The organism is Kribbella sp. VKM Ac-2569 (assembly GCF_004216905.1).
GTDB lineage: Bacteria > Actinomycetota > Actinomycetes > Propionibacteriales > Kribbellaceae > Kribbella.
The window spans coordinates 145,338-163,932 of sequence record NZ_SGXJ01000004.1; the positions used below are offsets into that span (position 1 = coordinate 145,338).

General features: G+C 68.1%; 19 protein-coding genes. 7 read left to right on the forward strand and 12 right to left on the reverse strand.

The features are described 5' to 3' along the window. The first annotated feature begins 66 nt into the window (after window positions 1-66). The 5 genes from EV649_RS27135 to EV649_RS27155 are packed head-to-tail and all read left to right on the forward strand — an operon-like array spanning window position 67 to window position 4,494. Window positions 67-765, forward strand: coding sequence for a response regulator transcription factor (locus EV649_RS27135; RefSeq protein WP_130386446.1), 699 nt, complete (start codon window positions 67-69; stop codon window positions 763-765). Next, on the forward strand, window positions 755-2,635 hold the full coding sequence (locus EV649_RS27140; protein WP_130386447.1) for a HAMP domain-containing sensor histidine kinase: 1,881 nt from the start codon (window positions 755-757) through the stop codon (window positions 2,633-2,635). The genes EV649_RS27135 and EV649_RS27140 overlap by 11 nt, the downstream gene beginning before the upstream one ends. Window positions 2,636-2,644: 9 nt before the next feature. After that, a complete protein-coding gene (locus tag EV649_RS27145; RefSeq protein WP_130386448.1) occupies window positions 2,645-3,067 on the forward strand; it encodes an MmcQ/YjbR family DNA-binding protein in 423 nt (140 codons plus the stop codon). A 20-nt stretch (window positions 3,068-3,087) separates the two neighbouring features. Then, entirely contained in the window at window positions 3,088-3,720 is a 633-nt protein-coding gene (locus tag EV649_RS27150; RefSeq protein WP_130386449.1) for a hypothetical protein, read from the forward strand. 9 nt (window positions 3,721-3,729) lie between these two features. Then, the gene (locus EV649_RS27155) at window positions 3,730-4,494 is read left to right on the forward strand and encodes a hypothetical protein (protein ID WP_130386450.1); all 765 of its coding nucleotides are present in this window, start codon (window positions 3,730-3,732) and stop codon (window positions 4,492-4,494) included. A gap of 35 nt (window positions 4,495-4,529) precedes the next feature. On the opposite strand, the gene EV649_RS27160 is transcribed toward EV649_RS27155, so the two are convergent. The 9 genes from EV649_RS27160 to EV649_RS27200 all read right to left on the reverse strand — a co-directional run bounded on the left by EV649_RS27160 (window position 4,530) and on the right by EV649_RS27200 (window position 11,929). Then, window positions 4,530-4,961, reverse strand: a complete 432-nt coding sequence (locus tag EV649_RS27160; protein ID WP_130386451.1) for a cytotoxic translational repressor of toxin-antitoxin stability system — start codon at window positions 4,959-4,961, stop codon at window positions 4,530-4,532. Between the two features lie 8 nt (window positions 4,962-4,969). Beyond that, window positions 4,970-5,380, reverse strand: coding sequence for a type II toxin-antitoxin system prevent-host-death family antitoxin (locus tag EV649_RS27165; protein ID WP_130386452.1), 411 nt, complete (start codon window positions 5,378-5,380; stop codon window positions 4,970-4,972). 114 nt (window positions 5,381-5,494) lie between these two features. Further along, window positions 5,495-6,514: a phosphotransferase gene (locus EV649_RS27170; protein WP_130386453.1), complete on the reverse strand. Its 1,020-nt coding sequence runs from the start codon at window positions 6,512-6,514 to the stop codon at window positions 5,495-5,497. Next, window positions 6,504-7,457 (reverse strand): LLM class F420-dependent oxidoreductase, encoded by a 954-nt coding sequence (locus EV649_RS27175; protein ID WP_130386454.1) that lies wholly within the window; start codon window positions 7,455-7,457, stop codon window positions 6,504-6,506. Before EV649_RS27175 ends, EV649_RS27170 begins: the two co-directional genes overlap by 11 nt. After that, window positions 7,458-8,201 carry an SDR family oxidoreductase gene (locus EV649_RS27180; RefSeq protein WP_130386455.1) on the reverse strand — a complete coding sequence of 248 codons (744 nt, stop codon included), beginning with the start codon at window positions 8,199-8,201 and terminating at the stop codon, window positions 7,458-7,460. An 8-nt stretch (window positions 8,202-8,209) separates the two neighbouring features. Then, the gene (locus tag EV649_RS27185) at window positions 8,210-8,863 is read right to left on the reverse strand and encodes a histidine phosphatase family protein (RefSeq protein ID WP_130386456.1); all 654 of its coding nucleotides are present in this window, start codon (window positions 8,861-8,863) and stop codon (window positions 8,210-8,212) included. After that, window positions 8,864-9,913: a phosphotransferase family protein gene (locus EV649_RS27190; protein WP_130386457.1), complete on the reverse strand. Its 1,050-nt coding sequence runs from the start codon at window positions 9,911-9,913 to the stop codon at window positions 8,864-8,866. It abuts the gene before it with no gap. Then, entirely contained in the window at window positions 9,906-10,691 is a 786-nt protein-coding gene (locus EV649_RS27195) for an SDR family NAD(P)-dependent oxidoreductase (RefSeq protein ID WP_130386458.1), read from the reverse strand. Before EV649_RS27195 ends, EV649_RS27190 begins: the two co-directional genes overlap by 8 nt. Continuing rightward, window positions 10,688-11,929, reverse strand: a complete 1,242-nt coding sequence (locus EV649_RS27200; RefSeq protein ID WP_130386459.1) for an acyl-CoA dehydrogenase family protein — start codon at window positions 11,927-11,929, stop codon at window positions 10,688-10,690. The genes EV649_RS27195 and EV649_RS27200 overlap by 4 nt, the downstream gene beginning before the upstream one ends. A 69-nt stretch (window positions 11,930-11,998) precedes the next feature. Here EV649_RS27200 and EV649_RS27205 point away from each other — a divergent pair, with 69 nt between their 5' ends. Then, the gene (locus EV649_RS27205) at window positions 11,999-12,574 is read left to right on the forward strand and encodes a TetR/AcrR family transcriptional regulator (RefSeq protein ID WP_241998724.1); all 576 of its coding nucleotides are present in this window, start codon (window positions 11,999-12,001) and stop codon (window positions 12,572-12,574) included. Between the two features lie 204 nt (window positions 12,575-12,778). Here EV649_RS27205 and EV649_RS27210 read toward each other — a convergent pair whose 3' ends face one another. Next, window positions 12,779-14,239 carry a M81 family metallopeptidase gene (locus tag EV649_RS27210; protein ID WP_130386460.1) on the reverse strand — a complete coding sequence of 487 codons (1,461 nt, stop codon included), beginning with the start codon at window positions 14,237-14,239 and terminating at the stop codon, window positions 12,779-12,781. A gap of 42 nt (window positions 14,240-14,281) precedes the next feature. Next, the gene (locus tag EV649_RS27215) at window positions 14,282-15,307 is read right to left on the reverse strand and encodes a LacI family DNA-binding transcriptional regulator (protein WP_130386461.1); all 1,026 of its coding nucleotides are present in this window, start codon (window positions 15,305-15,307) and stop codon (window positions 14,282-14,284) included. A gap of 114 nt (window positions 15,308-15,421) precedes the next feature. Between EV649_RS27215 and EV649_RS27220 the strand changes: the two genes are divergently transcribed. Next, on the forward strand, window positions 15,422-17,317 hold the full coding sequence (locus EV649_RS27220) for a discoidin domain-containing protein (RefSeq protein ID WP_130386462.1): 1,896 nt from the start codon (window positions 15,422-15,424) through the stop codon (window positions 17,315-17,317). Here EV649_RS27220 and EV649_RS27225 read toward each other — a convergent pair. Then, complete coding sequence (locus EV649_RS27225) at window positions 17,308-18,534, reverse strand: amidase (protein WP_130386463.1); 1,227 nt, start codon at window positions 18,532-18,534, stop codon at window positions 17,308-17,310. The genes EV649_RS27220 and EV649_RS27225 overlap by 10 nt on opposite strands. Between the last annotated feature and the right edge of the window lie 61 nt (window positions 18,535-18,595).

Sequence of the window (18,595 nt, forward strand, 5' to 3'; positions counted from 1 at the left end):
GTTTGCACCTGATGCTCTCAGCCGATCTTCATCGGATTCTCATCAAGTTCGGGGACATTGAGGACTATGCCAGCGCGGATCCTGGTCGCCGAAGACGACCTCAAGCAGGCGGAGTTGATCCGGCGGTACCTCGAGCGGGAAGGGCACCTGACCGTCGTCGTGCACGACGGCCGGGAAGCGATCGACGAGGCCCGCCGGCGCAGCCCGGACCTGTTGGTGCTCGACGTGATGATGCCCAAGGTCGACGGCCTGGACGTCTGCCGGGTGCTGCGGGCCGACGGCGATATCCCGATCATCATGCTCACCGCCCGCTCGACCGACGACGACCTGCTGCTCGGGCTCGACCTGGGCGCGGACGACTACCTGACCAAGCCGTACAACCCGCGCGAGCTGGTGGCACGGGTCCGATCGGTACTACGTCGTACCCGAAGCCGCGCCGAGGGCGAGGTGTACCGCGTCGGTGAGCTCGAGATCGACCCGAGCCGGCACGAGGTCCGGCTGACCGGGGAGCTGATCGAGCTGACCCCGGCCGAGTTCAAGATCCTCGCCTGTCTCGCGGCCTCGCCGGGGCGGGCGTTCTCGCGGCAGCAGTTGCTCGAGCACGCGTTCGGCTTCGACCACTACGTGTTCGACCGGACCGTCGACGTACACGTGATGAACCTGCGGAAGAAGATCGAGCCGTCCTCGGGCGCACCGGCGTACCTGAAGACCGTGTACGGCGTGGGCTACAAACTCGCGGACCAGGCGGTGAGCCATGCGTCGTAGCGTGCTGGTCCGGTTCCTCGGGCTGTCGCTCGCGGTCGCGCTCGGGGCCGTGATCGCCACCGCGGTGATCGCGACGTACAGCACGTCGGAGAAGCTGCAGGGCGAGATCGACGCGAACACGGGGCAATTGCAGGTCGACGGGGAGATCTACGGCCAGCTGTCGAAGTACGCCGCTGATCATCCGACCTGGTCCGGTGTGGACAAGCTGGTGCACGAGCTGGCCGACAAACTCGGCCGCCGGGTCGCGGTCACCGCCGACGACGGCTCGGTGATCGCGGACTCGGCCCGGATGCTCGGGGCCGCGCCGGAACTCCCGTCGGTGCCGGCGGCAACCATCGACGTCCGGAACTCCGGTGGCGCGAAGCTGGCCGGGGTCTCGAGCGTGATGAACGTGTACACCGCCCGCAAGACCGTGGCGGCCGGCGCGGCAGGCGGGTTCGTGACGACCGCGAACGCGATCCCGCCGTTCGTGGGCGCCCCCGACTGGGGGTTGACCGAGGAGGAGCAGCGGACCCAGGCAAAGCTCGCCCAGCAGGCAGCCGACTGCTACATCGCGAAGGGCAGGCCCGCGACCGTCGCGCAGACCGGCGCGGCGGTCCCGCAGGTGATGATCGAGTCGACGCAGTCGCTCGCCGGCGCGCGCGTGATGGAGAAGCCCGGTGCCGCTTCGAAGGACGACAGCTGCTACCCACCCGGACTGTACGCCCCGAGCGCCAAGGCCAAGATCGTCAACGACGACGAGGTCCGGCGCGCGGTCGCCTGCCTCGATGCCGCGAGCATCAAGTACCAGATCAACGACTTCGAGGGACTGAAGTCGGTCGAGCCCAAGGCCAAGGGCGATTTCACGGACAAGTTCGTCGACTGCACCACCCAGGCCCGCGTCCAGGCGTTGACGCCGTACGTCGCTCCGCCCGCGAAGCTGTACCTCGGGGCGAAGAGCACGTTCAACGTCTTCTCCGGTGAGGGACTGTTGCGGACGGCGGCGACCGCGCTCGGCGTGCTGCTGATCGCTGCGCTGGTGATGGTCTTCGCCGGACGTCGCCTGGTCCGGCCGATCGTGGCGTTGACGGGTGCGACCCAGCGGATGCGGAACGGGGACCACGCGGCGCGCGTGCCGGTGAGCGGAAAGGACGAGGTGGCGCGGCTCGGACATGCGTTCAACGACATGGCCGAGTCGATCCAGCGGCACGACTTCCAGCGGAAGGCGATGGTCAGCGACGTGGCGCATGAGCTGCGGACGCCGCTGGCGAACATCAAGGGATACCTGGTTGCGTCCGAGGACGGCGTCGTACCGCTCGATCAGGCGCTCGTCACGTCGCTGCTCGAGGAGACCGGGCTGCTCGAGCACCTAGTCGCCGACCTTCAGGACCTCGCTCTCGCCGACGCGGGCATGCTCCGCCTGCACCCGGCACCACGTGACCTGTCCGAGTTGGTGCAGCAGGTCGTCTCCGCCCACGGGCCCGCCGCGGACACGGCCGGGGTCACTCTCACCGCTTCGGTTGCCGGCTCTTCGCCCGCGGTCGTCGACGGTGCGCGTATTCGGCAGGCCCTTGGAAACCTGGTGTCGAACGCGATCCGCTACACGCCGACGGGCGGCCACGTCGTGGTCGGCGTACGGCCTGTGGAGTCTGGTGGCAAGGCTGGTTACAACCTCACGGTCACCGACAACGGCACCGGCATCGCACCGGAGCACCTCCCGTACCTGTTCGACCGCTTCTACCGCGCCGACGCCTCCCGCACCCGCACCACCGGCGGCAGCGGCCTAGGCCTCGCCATCACCAAACACCTGACCGAAGCCCACGAAGGCCACATATCCGTCACCAGCACTCCCAACACCGGCTCCACCTTCACCATCTGGCTCCCCGCCTAGACTCGGGGGATGGCGGCGCGGAGGGCTCGGGTGGGGGATGTGCATGAGGTCGCCTCGGGGATGCCGCATGTCACCAAGTGGGAGCGGGACGACGGGACGGATCGGCCTGTGTACCAGGTGGGCGGGAAGTCCTTCGTGTTCTTCCGTACGCCGCGACCCGACGCGGTGGATCCGGTGAGCGGGGACAAGTACGACGACGTGATCATGATCTGGGTCGAGTCCGAGAACGAGAAGCTCGCGCTGCTGTCGGACGACTCGAACCCGTTCTTCTCCACCCCGCACTTCGACGGCCACCCGTCGGTCCTCGTCCGAGCCAGCCGGCTGGGTGAACTCACCAAGCAGGAACTGACCGAGGTCATCCAGGACGCCTGGCTGTCCCGAGCCTCCAACAGGCGCGCAACGATGTGGCTGCGAGAGCACCGATTGAGCTGATCGCGCTCCACACTGAGCGTGTGAGCTCACCGCCTCCCGGCCCGAACTACAGCTGGCAGCCGCAGCCGGGCGACTACAAGTCGGCGCCGACGTACGGACGGCCCCCGCGGAAGAACCGCGGCGGGCTGATCATCGTGCTGATCGTCGTCTTCGTGTTGGTTGCCCTCGGCGCGGTCGGCGTACTCGCCTTCCGCCTCGTGAGCGACCACCGCACCAGCGACCCCGAGCCCGGCAGCGCCGCCGCCGCACCCCGCTCCACCGCCGGCAACCCGAAGCCCACCACAACCACCCGCCCCACTGCGGCGCGCCCAACTGCCGTGCGCCCAACCACCGCGCGGCCGAGCGCACCGCGGCCAGTGAGTGCGAGCGATCTCGCGCGCCGTTTCGTCACCCAACTCAACGCCAACAACGCCAAGGGCGCGGCCGCCTTCGCCTGCGAGGGCTCGGAACAACTGATCCCGTTGCTGATGCGCACTCTCGTCGGCCCACCGACCAAGCTCACCACCGGCACCCCGACCGGTCAGGCACCGACGTTCGTGATCCCCCTGTCCGGCACCTCCAAGGGCGCCGCCGTCACCGGAGTTCTGATCATCAACAAAATCGACCCAGCCCCCCTCTGCGTCCGAGCCTTCCAAATCACCACCACCCGCTAGCAGCGGCGGGTGAATGTACTGCAATGGATCGGCGAACCGGTCTCCGAGCACGGCGTCACCGAGCGCCGGTTCAACTTGATACGGGACGAAGGCGTTGTCCCAGGCATCATCTGGCTGCCCGCGCGCCGTGAGCGACCCGTTCCCCTCGTCCTCATGGGCCATGGCGGCAGCGGGCACAAGAGGGCCGACCGGCAGCTACTGCTGGGTCGGTGGTTCGCCGGCAAGTCACAGACCGCAGCCGTCGCAATCGACGGTCCGTACCACGGCGACCGGGCAACCGAACCGGCCGACGGTCCGCCGTACCAGGAGCGGATGGCAGCTGTCGGAATCGACACGGTCACAGACAGCACGGTGGAGGACTGGTGCAGATGTCTGGAAGCGGTCAGCGACCTGGACGTCATCGATGCCGGCCGCGTCGCCTATCTCGGCTTGTCGATGGGGACTCGGTTCGGGCTGCCGTTTGTGGCCGAGGCAGGTAGCCAGCTGCGCTGCGCAGTACTCGGCAAGTACGGAATGCGCCAGCCACCCGCGATGCCCGCCGCGGTGAACATGGCTTCGCGATTCACCCTGGACGCACCCCGGATCACCGTGCCGGTTCTGTTTCACGTTCAGTGGGATGACGAACTCTTCCCCCGCGTCGGACAGTTCGAATTGTTCGAGCTGCTGGGATCGCGTGACAAACAGCTGATTGCTTTCCCGGGGACACATCGAGTCGCGGCTCCGGCAGCAATCAGCTCATGGTGCGAGTTTGTCGTCCATCACCTCAAGAAATGATGCCTTCGGACTGTTGGGTGCGTAGATCCGGAGGCTCACCGACCCGTGGTGTAGAACTCGGCGAGGCGCTGAATGGCTTCTGCCTTCGTCATCGCCTGCACCTGAGCTTCCGGGACGTGTGCCTCGACGATGAGTACTCTGACGATTCCGACCGGGATCGTCTCGGCAGGGACCTGAAGCTCCTGTCGGTCCGGGAGAACCTTGTCCTCGACGCACGCCCAGAACTCTTCGGCGGTCACGGCGAGCTGGTCGCGAAGGATGTGCGACCAGATGGACGGGCCGTGGCCGGTGCGATCGACAGGATGACTGATCCTGGTGTAGAGGATGCGACCGTCTGGCAGGGCGAACTCGTAGTTGACGTGATGGGTTCCGCGCTTACCCGTCGCACGTTTGCGTTCGGCCCAGCCTTCGGTGATGCAGAAGTTCTCGTGGTCCGTCCGGGTGGCCGGCCGGCGTCGCTCGCTCATGACGTACGTCAGGCGAGCAGCCAGTCGCGCAGCTGCTGATCCGAAGAGAGCGCGACGATCTGGACAAGACCCCAGTTTTCGGCGTGGTTGGGCGCCAGGCGCAGGTGGTCGACCCATTCCTCGGCGTAGTCGCGGAGTGCGTCGATCATCTCTGCTACGGCGTCGTCGAGGGTGACCCCGTCAGCGGCAACGGGCAGCCCCGGAATGAAGAGCGACCAACTGTCGTTCTCGGCGACTACCTCGGCACCGGCGGGGCGGACGCGAGTCAGGAAGTGAACGAGCCGGTCTGCGTCGACGGCAGCAACCCGGCGCGAGTCGCGGGTCACCGTGGCCGGACGACCGTCATCGGCGGCATCGAGGATTTCCTTGAAATGCTCACGCGCCTCGCGCGCACTGCGGTACTCGATCCCGGAGCTCATGGCCGTCTCCCTCCTGTGGTGTGTACACAGCGTACACGCCAGAGGATGTCGCCGCCGACTCGGACCACTCAGCCGTCGCGAAGCAGCGTCCTCTCGTTGGCCGGCACAGTCCGGTCAGTGGGGCAGGTCGAGACATTGGCGGGCCAGGCTCATTCGCCAGGTTGCGTCCTGGGCGGGCGTTGGTGACACATCGCGGCGTGCAGTCAGCAGACAATGATTCGCATTGCGGGCGGCCATGAGTGTTGGCAGGTGTTCCTCGAGGCCCGCCGGTAGCGGCCGCGTGGTGCGATAGCCGGCCAGGAAGGCGTCTCGGAGCCGTGGGTAGGCAGGATTGTCCGCGATCGCACCCGGATACCCAGCGAGGTTGCCGAGTAGTGGGCACAGGTCGTAGAGGAAGTAGCCCCAGCCGCAGTCGTCGAAGTCGAAGACACTGACCTGCCACTCAGAGCCGGCCCGTTGCAGGAAGCAGTTCCCGAGGATGTAGTCGGCGTGGACGATGCCGTAGGAGTCGCCAACGGAGTCGAGGGCGGTGAAGACGGCCCGGGTGCGATCGGCGATCTCGTTGTACAGGTGGAGATCCCGCCGATCCAAGAGATCTTCGATCCCGAACTCCGGTTGGTACGGCGATGCCGATGGCAAGAACATTCCGTCGGCATCCCACCGGGGCAGCGCGAAGCCACTCGGTGGACGGAACTGCGCGGACAGGTTGTGCAGCGACGCCAGCGCCTGGCCCAGCCGATGGACGGTGTCCTCGGTCAGCCCTTGCCCGGGCACCAGGACCTCGCCGTCTACCCAGGTCATCAGGTCGCACGTGAGTGCCGCGTCCCCGGCCGCGACTACAAGGTCACCGTTCCGAGCGGTGATCGGCCAGGGAACGAACAGCAACGGCTGATCAGCCCAGCCCTCGGCGACGGATCGGACGAACCGCAGTTCGGACCGGACCTGGTCGCTGGTGCGGTAGCCGGATCGGTGTACCCGGAGGGCGTAGCGCTCGCTGCCCGCCGTCACATCGAAGACTGTGTTGAGGCCGCGGGCGTGCAGGCGGAGGTCGACCGGCCCGGCCAGCTCATAGGCCGCCAACGCAACCCGCGCCAGCGCCTCCAGGGGGACCTCATCCGCGGTCTCAGGCGGCATTGGGTGCCAGGGAGCGGGCGGTTTCGAGGAGGTTGGTGCCGGTGGGGAGGGTGGCGATGATGGGGGTGTCGAGGCCGTTTTCCACGTAGCGGTTGATGTGGGATCGGCATTCGGCGGGGGTGCCGTGGACTATCAGGGCGTCGATGAGGTCTTCGGGGATGGCGGCCATGGCGGCGTTGCGGTCGCCGGCGGCCCAGGCGTCGCGCATCGGTTTCATGACCTCGCCGCGGCCGAGCCAGTCATGGAAGGCGGCGTACCCGGGCACGGTCAGGTACGTCGCGATCAGGAAGCGGCCGATGTTGCGGGCCATCTCGGCGTCCTCGGTGACGCAGACGAAGATGCGGGCGGCGAGTTCCTTGTCCGGGCCGAGCTCCTCGCGAACCCGGCGTACGTCGTCGGCCGACAACCAGTTCGTGATCGCGCCGTCGGCCTCGCGCGCGGCCAGGCGCAGCATCTGCGGACGGAGCGCGGCGAGCATGATCGCGGGCGGTACGTCGGGCGCCTTCTCCAGCCGGAACCGCCGGATCGTGAAGCTGTCGAACTCCCCGTCGACCTTCTCCCCCGCGAACGCCTGCCGCAGGAACCGCAGTACGTCGCGGGTCCGCGCCAGCGGCGGGTCGTACGCGATCCCGTTCCACCCGGTCACGATCGTCTCCGACGACGCCCCGATCCCGAGCACGAACCGCCCCGGCGCGAGATCCGCCAACGCCGCCGCACTCATCGCCAGCGCGGCCGGACCACGCGTGTGCACCGGTACGACAGCCGTCCCCAACCGCAAGGAAGAGTCCCACTCCGACGCGAGCACCAGCGGCGTGAACGCATCCGCGCCAGCCACCTCCGCCGACCACAGATCCGTGTACCCCAACTCGTGCAGCTCCGAGATCAGCGCGCGGTGATCACGCAGCGGTACGCCGGTCAGCGGGACGGTCAGACCCCAACGCATTCAGATCATCCTCTTCAGCAACGGCAGCGGCGCGAACCGCATCACCTGGGCGAGCGGCCACCACGGCCGCGCCGGCACGTACGCCTTCGCCTTCTCCGCCTCGATCGCGGCGACCATCGCGCGCACCCCCGGCTCGGTGTCGACGATGAACGGCGCATGCTCCACCCGTTCGTTCATCTCGGACCGGATGTACCCGGGATAGATCGTGCTGACCTTGATCGGTTTGCCCAGCAACTCCAGCCGCAGCCCCTCCCCGAGCGAGGCGAGCCCGGCCTTCGTGGCGGCGTACGTCGTGACCGTCTTCGGGAATCCGCGCAGCGCAGAGATCGACGCGATCAGCACTAGGTGGCCGGCGTTCCGCGCCCGGAACAGCTCGAGAGCCGCCTCGGCCTGGGCGAGCGCACCGACGAAGTTGGTCAGCGCCGTGTCGCGGTTGGCGTCGAATCGGCCGGTGCCGAGCGGCGCACCCTTGCCGAGTCCCGCGTTCACGACGATCCGGTCCAGCGGCAGCTCGGCGTCGACCTCCCGGAACACCTTGAACACCTGGTCGTGATCGGTCACATCCAGGCTGTGGACAACGATCGTGGCCTGTGGATAACGCTCGGTCAGCTCGGCCTTGAGCGCATCGAGCCGCTCGGTCCGGCGCGCGGTCAGCGCCAGGTTGTGGCCCTTCGCCGCGAACTGCCGGGCCATCTCGGCACCGAGGCCGGAGCTGGCGCCGGTGATCAGGATGTTCCGTCGCATCGGGAGTCCTATCTGTACGTGAGCAGGTCGGCACCGACGTGGACATGCTCGTTGTAGCTCACCACAGTCAGTCCGCCGCGGCCGGACACGACCTTGGTGATCGCGGTGTTGATCGTCACCGGGTTCAGCTTCGCCCACAGCCCGTCGCCACCGGACAGCAGCCGGCCCACCACGGCCGCGATCGGCCCGCCGGACGTGAAGACGAGCGCCGTCTCACTCTTCCCGAGTCGCTCGGCGGTCCGCCGTACCGCAGCCTCGGACCGGTCGCAGAACGCCTGGAACGTCTCGGTGTACCCGTCGCCACCGTCGATCCACCGCTGGGTTGCCGCGGTGAAGACGTCCTGGAAGGCCCGCTTCGGATTCCCGGTACGCGCGAGGTGGGCCACCATCACCGTGTGCCGCTTGTACGCCGGTTTGTGCGCGACAAGCACCTCCTGGTGGTCGAACTCGTCGAAGCCCGGATCCACCTCCGCAGTCAACCCCGCCAGCGATGCGGTCTGCTGGTGCCGGTGCATCGAGCCGGCCACCACCAGCTCGGGCTGCACAAGAGCGAGCGTCTGCCCGAGCCGCTTCGCCTGCTGTTCACCGAGCTCCGACAGCTTGTCGTAGTTGCGTGCACCGAACGACGCCTGCGCGTGCCGAATCAGATAGATGACAGCCACTCACGCCTGCCGGATGATCTTGCGGCAGCGCCGCTCGAGGAGATTCACCGGAAGCCAGAAGTTCTTGAACCGCGGGTTGCGGGTCTGCTTGTGGTGGTAGCGGTAGTAGATCTGCTGCGCGATCACAGCCAGCCGGAACAGCCCGAACACCTCGTAGAACGCCCAGTTCTTCGCCTCGAGCCCGGACCGCTTGACGTAGTACTCCACGATCTCGTCCCGCGTGAGCATGCCGGGCGCGTCCGACGGTTGCAGCCGGAACCGGCGGAACGCCCAGTCGTCGTCGGCCTGCACCCAGTACGCGAGCGCGCCACCGAGATCCATCAACGGATCCCCTAGCGTTGCTAGCTCCCAGTCGAGTACGCCGACCACACGCAGCGGATCGTCCGGCGCCAGTACGACGTTGTCGAGCCGAAAGTCGTTGTGGATAACGCAGGTGCGTACGTCGGCCGGCTGATGAGCGGCGAGCCACTCCATCACGCGCTCGTAGCTCGGCACGTTCCACGTCTTCGCCTTGCGATAACGCTCGGACCAGCCGGTGACCTGGCGTTCGACGTACCCCGCACCGCGACCGAGATCGGACAGCCCGGCCGCCTCAGGGTCGACCGCATGGAGCTCGGCGAGCGTGTCGATCAACGTGAAGCCGAGCTGTCGGGTCTGCACCGGAGTGAGGTCGACGCCCAGCGCGTGATGGCCGGGGATCGTCCCGACCACCCGCTCCATCACGTAGAACTCGGAGCCGACGATCGTCTCGTCCTTGCAGTGGGCAACCATTTCCGGGACGTACCGGAACACGGGCTTGAGGCCGGCCTGGATGCGGTACTCGCGGCCCATGTCGTGCGCGCTCTTCGCCTTCGTCCCCGCCGGTGGGCGACGCAGGATCAGGTCATGGCCTGGATATCTCAGCAAATACGTCAGGTTCGACGCTCCGCCGGAGAACTGCTTGACCTCGGGAAGCCCATCCGGCAAAGAGGTCTGCGCTCGCAGCCAGGTGTCGACCGCCGGTACGTCGAACGCGTCCTCCTCGCGGACCGCCCGCGCGCCATCACCCATCCTTGCCCTCGGCCCGCTGCCGTGCCCGCGCCGCGATCTTCCGCATCTGCCGGTCGTACAGAGGCCGGGCGAAGCGCTTGGTGCGCCAGGCCAACGCAGCCGGCCGGTCGGGGATGATCAAGAACCGCTTCTTCTTGATTCCATCCAGGACCGCGGCCGCAATGTCGTCCGCGGACCGCGGTGACTTCTCGATCAGCTGGCGCGCGGTCGCGCCCATCGCGCTGTCCGCGCCGCGGATCGAGTCCGCGAGGTTGGTCCGGAAGAACGACGGGCAGGCCACCGACACGCTCACGCCGTACGGATGCAGCTCGTGCGAGAGCGTCTCGGAAAGCGCGACGACGCCGGCCTTCACCGTGTTGTACGAGCTCATCATCGGCGGGTGGACGAGACCGGCCGCGGACGCGGTGTTGACGATCTGACCGGAGCGCTGCCGTTTGAAGAGCGGCACGAACGCGCGGCAGCCGCGGACCACGCCCATCAGGTTGATGTCGACGACACGGTCCCACTCGTCGAGCGTCTCGACGTCGATCCGCCCGCCGGTCGCGATCCCGGCGTTGTTCACCAGGATGTCCAGGCCGCCCCAGTTCTGCTCGCACCACGCGACCGCCGCGTCCCAGTCGTCCGGGCTGCGGACATCGAGCTTCAGGTACGTCGTACCGCCGTCGGGACTGTCCTCGGCCAGGTCCGTGCTGAGCACCTGGTGGCCTTCAGCAACGAACCGCGCGACCAGCGCGGCTCCGAGCCCGCTGGCCGCGCCGGTGACGAGGACCCGACTCACTTGGCCTCCTGAGCGCCTGCGAGGTACGACGCGAGCTCGATCCTCGCGATCACCCCACGATGCACCTCGTCGGGGCCGTCGGCCAGCCGCAACGCGCGGGCGCTCGTCCACGCGGCCGCGAGCGGGAAGTCGTCGGACAGTCCACCGCCGCCGTGCAACTGGATCGCCATGTCGATGACGTCCTGCGCCATCCGCGGTACGGCGACCTTGATCTGGCTGACCTCGCTCAACGCGCCCACGAGCCCCTGCGTGTCCAGCAGGTACGCCGTCTGCAGCACGAGCAGCCGTGCCTGGTTGATCGCGATCCGCGCGTCCGCGATCCGCTCGCGGTTGCCGCCGAGGTTGACGAGCGGCTTACCGAACGCGGTCCGGCTGGTTCCGCGCTGCAGGGCGAGTTCGAGAGCCTTCTCGGCCAGGCCGATCAGCCGCATGCAGTGGTGCACACGACCCGGTCCGAGCCGGCCCTGGGCGATCTCGAACGCCTTGCCCGGTCCGACCAGGATGTTCGCGGCCGGCACGCGCACTTCGGTGAACGACACCTCGCCGTGGCCGTGCGGTTCGTCGTACCTGCTCATCGCGGGGAGCAGGCGCTCGACCTTCACGCCCGGGGTGTCCCGCGGGACGAGGACCATGGTGTGACGCTGGTACCGATGCGCCTCCGGCTCGGTGAGCCCCATGAAGATGAGGAGCTCGCAGTCCGGGTGGCCGACGCCGGTACTCCACCACTTGCGGCCGTTCAGGACGACCTCGTCGCCGTCCACGACGGCGGTCGCCTGCATGTTGGTGGCGTCGGAGGACGCGACGTCCGGCTCGGTCATGCAGAACGCGGAGCGGATCGTCCCGTCCAGCAACGGTTCGAGCCAGCGCTTCTTCTGGTCGTCGTTGCCGTACCGGAGCAGGACCTCCATGTTCCCAGTGTCCGGCGCGTTGCAGTTGAAGATGTACGGCGCGATGAACGAGCGGCCGGTCAGCTCCGCGATCGGGGCGTAATCGAGGTTGCTGAGGCCTTCGCCGTACTGCTCGTTCCCCGGCTCCGCGGGCGGGAGGAACAGGTTCCACAGGCCTGCGTCACGGGCTTTCGCCTGCAGGTCCTTGATCATCGGTTGCGGCTGCCACGGGTCACCGGCGGTGCGGATCGCGGTGTGCAGTTCTGCCTCGACCGGCTCGATCTCGGTGCGCAGGAAGGTCTCCACGCGCGCGATAAGATCCTGAGCCCGGGCCGAAGGTTCGAACCCCATCAAGACTCCTCCCTCTCGCCTTGACCGTAGCTCAGCCCCTAAGCAATGCTCAATGGCATGGATCACCGGATGTCAGCGGAGGACCGCAAGAAGCAACTGGTCAAAATCGGCCTGATGATGCTTCGCGACCAACCGATCCATGAGCTGTCCATCGACGCGATCGCCGGCGAGGCCGGGATCTCCCGCGGGCTGCTGTTCCACTACTTCCCGAGCAAGCGCGACTACTACCTCGCCGTCATCTCCGCGGCCGGCCGCCGCCTGCTCCGGGTCACGAAACCGGACGAGACGCTGGCGCCCGAGCAGCAGCTCCGCGAGATGCTGGTCCAGTTCGTCGCCTTCATCTCACGCCGCCGTGCCGCCTATATCTCGTTCGTCCGCGGTGCCGCCGGCGGCGACGACTTCGCGGTCAAGGTGTACGACGAGACGCGCGCGGGCCTGACGAAGCGCATCCTCACCTACCTCGGCACCCCCGAGGTCGCCGACGAGCCCGCGTCCCGCGAGTACCTCCGCATCCACGCGTGGCTCTCGTATGTCGAGGACCTGGCGATCGAATGGTCCGGCCTCCCCGAGTCCGACCGCCCGTACACCGCCGGCGAGCTCATCGACCACACGACCGAGGCCCTGTACCTCCTGCGCAAGCTGTAATTCTCTCCCACGCGCATCCATCTACCGACGAGCCCGCCCACGCCCCAACCAGCTGAGGCGCTGCACCCCTCGGAGGCCAGCCGGCGAATTCTCGGCGCTGGGAGTGGGTGCTCGAGCAGCATGCCCGCGACGCAGGTGGGTTGGGGAGGATTACTGCCCGATCCGGGTAGGAAATCCTCCCCAACCGCTGACTCCGAGGCGCGATCAGGCCGAGGGCAAGAGTTCTGGTAGGAGGTCCGGGTCGGCCATCTTCGGGTCGAAGGGGAAGAGGGGGCGGAGTACGCCGTGGTGGCCTAGGCGGAGGAGGTCTTGGTCTACGCCGCCGGGGGTCAGGGCCAGGAGCCAGTCGGCGGCGAGGTTGTAGAGCTCCGGTTCCAGGTAGCCGATCTTGACGATGACCAGGTCGGTGGCCGCTGGGTCGAGGCCGAGGAGGGTGAAGTCGGCGAGGTGGTGGTACGGCTTGCGGCGGGTGGTGAGGATCGAGTGCAGCCCACCGACCTGCACAACCGCGACGGTGCCGCCGACGGGATCCTCGGAGATCGAGAACACGGTGCCGGACAGCGCGACCGGACCGGCGGGACCGGAGTCGACCTTGCCGCCGGCGGTGACCTCGACCGGATTCCCAACGCCGGCCGCGACACAGGCGGCGACCGCCTCGGCGTCGGCGATGCTGGCGTGGATCGCGGTGGCCTTGCCGGCGGTCAGTTCCTCGATCGTAAGCAGCTGACCAAGAGTCCAGGACGTGTCGCCGGCGCCACCGGCGGTCGGGTTGTCGCCCGAGTCGCTGATCAAGAACGGGCGGGCGTCACTCGCGAGGCCGGCCGTGACGCACTCCTGCAGCGTTCCGGTCGGCGCGACGAAGGCGAAGCCGTCGCGGGCATCCCAGTAGGCCTTCGCCAACTCGGTGGCGCGCTCGGTGATCAGCGCATGGTCGTCGCCCGTAACAACCACGGCCGCACGACACCGCGGCTCGTCGGCCCACGCGTACCCGACCCACACAGCCGCATCCAGTACGCCGGGCTCGTCCGCGATCTCGCCCACGCGCCGATAGATCGACTTGGCCGGCTCGAGCCGCGTCGACGTCTTCTCACCCGGCAGCAGCACCGGCACCTGGACCCACGCCTTCCCCGGCTTCCCGAGTCCGGACCGCAGCCGCTCCACCAGGTTGCGCAGCGCCCGCTCGCGGCTCTCCATCGCGTCCTCGTGCGGCGCCATCCGGTAGCACGTGATCAGATCGACCGCCGTACCGAGCTCGCGGGACACGTTCCCGTGCAGGTCCATCGACGCCGACACGAGTACGTCGGGACCGAGCACGGACCGGATCCGCGTGGCCAGGTCAGCCTCCGCGTCCTGCCGCCCGACGACGCTCATCGCGCCGTGGATGTCGAAGAACAACCCGTCCAACGGTCCGGCGTCTTCGAGGCGCGTGATGATCTCCGCGGACAGGTCGTCGTACACCTCCGGCAGCACCGCGCCGCCGGGGAGGGACCGCGCATGCAGGAGCGGCACCCACTCGATGCCCTGCGCCCAGTCCTTGCCGAGGAAGTCGTACCGCTCCAGCAGGTGGTCCCCACGCCGTACGTCGAAATCGGCAAGGCCGGCCCGGTGAGGCGAGAACGTGCTGGACTCGATAGCGATCCCGGCAATGCCGATCCGAAGGTTCATGTCTAAAACCTGCCACAACCGAGCCGTTTCGCGCACTGTGTTCTAGGCGATTGTGGACACTCGCGGACCCGTCGACCCCCGGACGACGAGCTCGGTGGCTAGTTCTACGTGGAGGGCCTCGACCTCGTGGCGGTCCAGCAGGCGGATCAGCAGGCTGACGGCCATGCGGCCCATCTCCTGCAAGGGCTGGCGGACCGTAGTCAATTGGGGACTGGTCGCACGCGAAAGGTCGAGGTCGTCGAAGCCGGCGATCGAGACATCGGCGGGGACCGAGAGACCGCGTTCACGAGCGGCCTGCAGCGCGCCGATCGCGGCCTTGTCGTTGAACGCGACCAACGCGGTCGGCCGCGGATCGAGGTCGAGCAGCTCGCCGGCGGCTCGGTAGCCGTGCTGCGTGGTCGGCTGGTCGTGCCGGACCAGCGACGGATCGGGCAGGATGCCGACGTCCGCGAGCGCAGCAGAATGACCGCTCAGCCGCGCGTCGGCGGCGAGCCACTCGCGCGGCCCGGCGATCACACCGATCCGCGTGTGTCCGAGCCCGGTCAGGTACGCCGTGAGTTGCCGAGCGCCGGAGTGGTGAGCCGCGGACACGGACGGGATGTCCCGAGGCAACGCCGTACGAGGGTCGACGACGACGAACGGGAAGCGCCGCGAACTCAGCCGGACCAGGTCCTCGCTCGGCTCCGGCGGAAGGATCAGGATCGCGCCGCCGATCCCCCGGCGGGACGCCAGGCTCGCGAGCGCGGGATCCTCCTGCGTGGCCTCGCCGGCGTTGAGGACGACCTGCCGGCCGTGGCGATCCAGGGTCTCGGCGATCGACGACACGATCAGTCCGAAGTAGTCCGTCAGCACGTAGGGGCAGCGCACGTAGACGGCCCCGTCGACGGGTTTCGCCGTACCGCCGCGGGGTGCGGGCGCACGCAGGCCCAGGGCCTCGACCGCCTGCTCGACGAGTTGCCGCGTTTCGGGCGCCACGCTGCCCTGCTGGTTGAGCACGCGGGACACCGTCGCGATCGACACCCCGGTCGCGGCAGCGACGTCCCGCACGGTCGCTCTACCTCGCGGCATTTGTTACATCCTGATGTTTCACACTCAGCACTCTAGCTCCACGCTCCCAGACCTTGACAGTCCTTAGCGCCGAGCGTTCTCTGAGGACGTTTGTTTCATCCCGAGGAGTGTGCGATGAGATCACCCGCCTTCGGCGTCGCCCTTGCTCTCACGGTGGCGTCACTCACCGGGCCCGCCCAGGCCCATCCCCCGACGACTCAGGTCAACGTCTGGGTCACCACGCCCGACCGCGCCGAGCTGCTTCACGAGCGCGCGCCCGTCTCGTTCCAGGACGGCGCGAGCGACCGGACCACGATCACGGTCGACCCGCGGACGACGTACCAGACCATGGACGGCTTCGGCGCCTCGATCACCGACTCGTCGGCGAGTGTCCTGTACCGGCTCAGCCCGGCCGACCGCGAGCAGACGCTGCGCAAGCTGTTCGACCCGCAGCAGGGCATCGGCGTCAGCTTCCTGCGGCAGCCGGTCGGCTCGTCCGACTTCACGGCCGCGGCCGAGCACTACACGTACGACGACGTACCCGCCGGCCAGACCGACTTCGGGCTGCGGAACTTCAGCATCGCGCACGACGAGCAGCAGGTGCTGCCACTGCTCCGCCGCGCCAAGCAGCTCAACCCGGCGCTCAAGGTGATGGCCACGCCGTGGAGTCCGCCGGCGTGGATGAAGACCGGCGACTCTCTCGTCGGCGGGCGGCTGAAGGACGACCCCAAGGTGTACGACGCGTACGCGCGCTACCTGGTGAAGTTCGTCCAGGCGTACACGCGGGCCGGCGTACCGGTCGACTTCCTCTCGATCCAGAACGAGCCGCAGAACCGCAAGCCGAGCGCGTACCCGGGCACGGACCTGCCCGTCCGGCAGGAAGCAGCAGTGATCACCGCCCTGGGTCCACTGCTGCAGAAGGTCAGCCCGCGGACGAAGATCCTCGGGTACGACCACAACTGGACCACGCACCCCGGTGACGTCGCCTCCACTCCGCCTGGTGAGGACCCGGAGATCGACTACCCGTACAAGCTGCTGCAGACCTCGGCGGCGAAGTGGATCGCGGGTACGGCGTACCACTGCTACTCCGGCGACCCGTCGAAGCAGACCGATCTCCACAACGCGTTCCCGTCGAAGGGGATCTGGTTCACCGAGTGCTCCGGCTCGCACGGGCCGAACGACACCCCGCCGCAGATCTTCCGCGGCACGCTCACGTGGCACGCGCGCACGTTGATGCTCGGTACGACGCGCAACTGGGCGAAGTCGGTCGTCAACTGGAACATCGCACTCGACTCGACCGGCGGCCCGCACCTCGGCGGCTGCGACACCTGCACCGGCCTGGTCACGCTGCAGCCGGACGGGTCGGTGTCGACGGATGCGGAGTACTACACGATCGGCCACCTGTCGAAGTTCGTGAAGCCGGGCGCGGTGCGGATCGGGAGTACGTCGTACGGGACGACCGGATGGAACGGGCAGCTGATGTCGGCCGCGTTCCGCAACCCCGACGGTACGACGGCGCTCGTGGTGCACAACGAGAACGACGAGCCGCGGTCGTTCGCGGTGGCGGTCGGCGATCAGTCCTTCGAGTACGAGCTGCCGGGTGGGTCGATCGCGACGTACACCTGGGGGCGGACTTCGGCGGACGTGCCGCACGAGCTCTCGGTTGAGAGCGCGACGGCGAGCGTCAACGGGGCCGATGCTGGGCTGCTGGTCGACGCGGACGGGTCGACTGTGTGGCAGAGCAAGGCGGCGCAGGCGCCTGGTCAGTGGGTGCAGGTCGACCTGGGTAAGGCGCAGACGTTCCGGCAGGTCGCGTTGGACAGCGGCGGGAACCTCGGCGACCACGCGCACGGTCAGTCGGTTGCTGTCAGCAACGACGGGAGCAGTTGGCGGACGGTCGCCGTCGGTACGTCGAGCAGCCAGTTGACGACGATCGACCTACCGCCGACAAGCGCCCGCTACGTCCGGATCACACAGACCGGCACCGCAGGCAACTGGTGGAGTCTGGCCGACCTGCGCATCTACCGCTGAGCCTCGATCCAGCACGCGACCGCGGCCGCCTGTTCGTTGCTCGCAGCAATGACCTGGAGGCCGACCGGAAGGCCGTCAGCCGGAATCGGCAGGCTGACGGCCGCGTGCCTGGTGAGGTTCGCGAGGCGCGTGTTGGTGAGGAGCTGTCGGCGTACGTCGAGCTCGGGTGCGGTCAACGGCGGCGCGGTGGTGAGGACAGTCGGGGTGAGTACGGCGTCGACGTGCTGGAAGACCGCGTCGAGCTCGGCGGTGATCCTGGCGGCGTCTTCCTGTGCTCGTCGATAGTCCGCCGGCTTCACCTGCGCCGCCTCGATCAGACGCTGACGGACGTCGGGTTGGTACCGGTCCTGCGGGCGGCCGCGGTGGCTGGCCACAGCTTCGGGTCCTTGGAGGTTGGCTGCGGTCGAGAAACTGTGCGACCAGTCCGGGAGCCGCACGTCGACGGCGTTGAGTCCCGTTAATACAGCAGTCCACGCACTGCGGGCCTCAGGAGTGAGTTGCAGGTACTCGGGGTTCGTTACCACTCCGAGGCGAGGGCTGCGGGTAGTCGCAGATCCCATACCTGCCAGCACAGTCATGGCGTAGGCGGCGTCTGCTGCGGTGCGGGTCAGGACGCCTACGTGGTCGAGGCTCTTGGACAACGGGAAGACGCGATCGGTCGGCAAGGTGTCGTACGACGGTTTGAAGCCGACGACCCCGCACAACGCCGCCGGGATCCGCACCGAGCCCGCCGTGTCCGTCCCGAGCGCCAGCGGCACCACCCCGGCCGCGACGGCAGCAGCCGAACCCGAACTTGATCCACCGGTCATCCGCGACGGGTCGTGCGGATTCCGGCACGGTCCGACGCGGTTCGACGTACCCGTGCAGCCGTAGGCGAACTCGTGCGTGTGGCTCAGCCCGACCACGATCGCTCCGGCGGCGCGCAACCGGCGTACGACCTCCGCGTCCTGTTGCCCGACCTCGTTCATGGACGCGGACCCGCAGCGGTACGGCAGGCCTTCGACCTCGATGATCTCCTTCACCAGCACGGGTACGCCGGCCAGCGCACCGGTCCGGTCGTGAGCCGCGGCCGCCTTCCGCGCACCGTCGACGTCCAGGTGCACGATCGCGTTCAGGTCCGCCGCGTCGGCGGCCCGCGCCAGCGCGTCCTCGACCAGCTGCACCGGATCCAGCGCACCGTCCCGTACCCCGGCCGCGATCTCCTCCACCGTTCTCACTCGCCCATCAGACCACGGAGAGGAAACGGAAACAGGAGCGTCATGCCATCTTGCTACCGTC